The following is a 1,033-nucleotide window of genomic DNA, read 5'->3' as shown; positions in this document are numbered from 1 at the left end:
GCGACTCCCAGGCCACCTCCAGCAGCAGCCGCTGCTGCGGGTCCATCGCCAGCGCCTCACGCGGCGAGATCCCGAAGAAGCCCGCGTCGAACTCCACCGCGGAGTCGACGAATCCGCCTTCGCGGGTGATCGAGGCGCCGGGGCGGTAGCCGGTGGGGGCGTAGAGCGCGTCGAGGTCCCAGCCGCGGTTGCCGGGGAAGCCGGAGACGGCGTCCGTGCCCGAGGCGACCAGCTGCCACAGTTCGTCGGGTCCGGTGACGCCGCCGGGGTAGCGGCAGGCCATGCCGACCACGGCGATCGGGTCGTCGGTGAGCTGCTGGAGTACGGGCAGGTCGGTGCGGTCCTGCTCGGCGGGGCCGCCGAACAGCTCGGCGAGGTGGCCGGCCAGCCGCGCCGCGCTCGGGTAGTCGAAGACGAGGGTGGCGGGCAGGCTGGTGCCGGTCGCGGTCTGGAGCCGGTTGCGCAGCTCGACCGCGGTCAGGGAGTCGAAGCCGACCTCGCGGAACGCCTGGCCGGGGTCGATCTCGTCGCCGCCGCTGTGGCCCAGGACGGCGGCGGCGTGATCGCGGACCAGGGTGGTCAGGTGGGCGCGCCGTTCGGCGGCGGGCAGGGCGGCGATCCGGGCGGCGAAGCCGTCGCCGCCGTCCTCGGCCGGCTCGCCGGCGGTCGGGGCCGCTTCGGGGAGCAGGTCGAAGAGGTTGCTCGGGCGGGCCAGGGTGAAGGCGGGGACGAACTTCGCCCAGTCCATGTCGGAGACGGTGAGTACGGTCTCGTCCTGCTCCAGGACGCGCTGCATGGCCGCGATCGCGAGGTCGGGCCGCATGGCGAGCACGCCCATGCGCCGCAGGTAGGCCACGAACTCCGCGTCGATGTCGGTCAGTCCGGGCCCGGCCCAGCCGCCCCAGGCGAGGGAGGTGGCGGTACGCCCCTGGGAGCGGCGGTACTCGGCGAGGCTGTCCAGGCAGGCGTTGCCCGCCGCGTAACCGCCCTGCCCCGTTCCGCCCCATGAGGCGGCACCGGAGGAGAACAGCAC

1 protein-coding gene is annotated in these 1,033 nt (G+C 74.5%); it reads right to left on the bottom strand.

What is annotated here, in order from left to right; genetic code table 11:
• Positions 1–1,033, bottom strand: a 1,033-nt coding sequence (locus tag ABZT04_RS45985; protein ID WP_356066715.1) for a beta-ketoacyl synthase N-terminal-like domain-containing protein, incomplete at both ends; no start/stop codon positions are given.

This window comes from Streptomyces sp. NPDC005492, assembly GCF_040605995.1.
In the GTDB taxonomy this organism is placed as follows: Bacteria; Actinomycetota; Actinomycetes; order Streptomycetales; family Streptomycetaceae; genus Streptomyces.
This window is presented reverse-complemented; position numbering and strand designations above follow the sequence as displayed.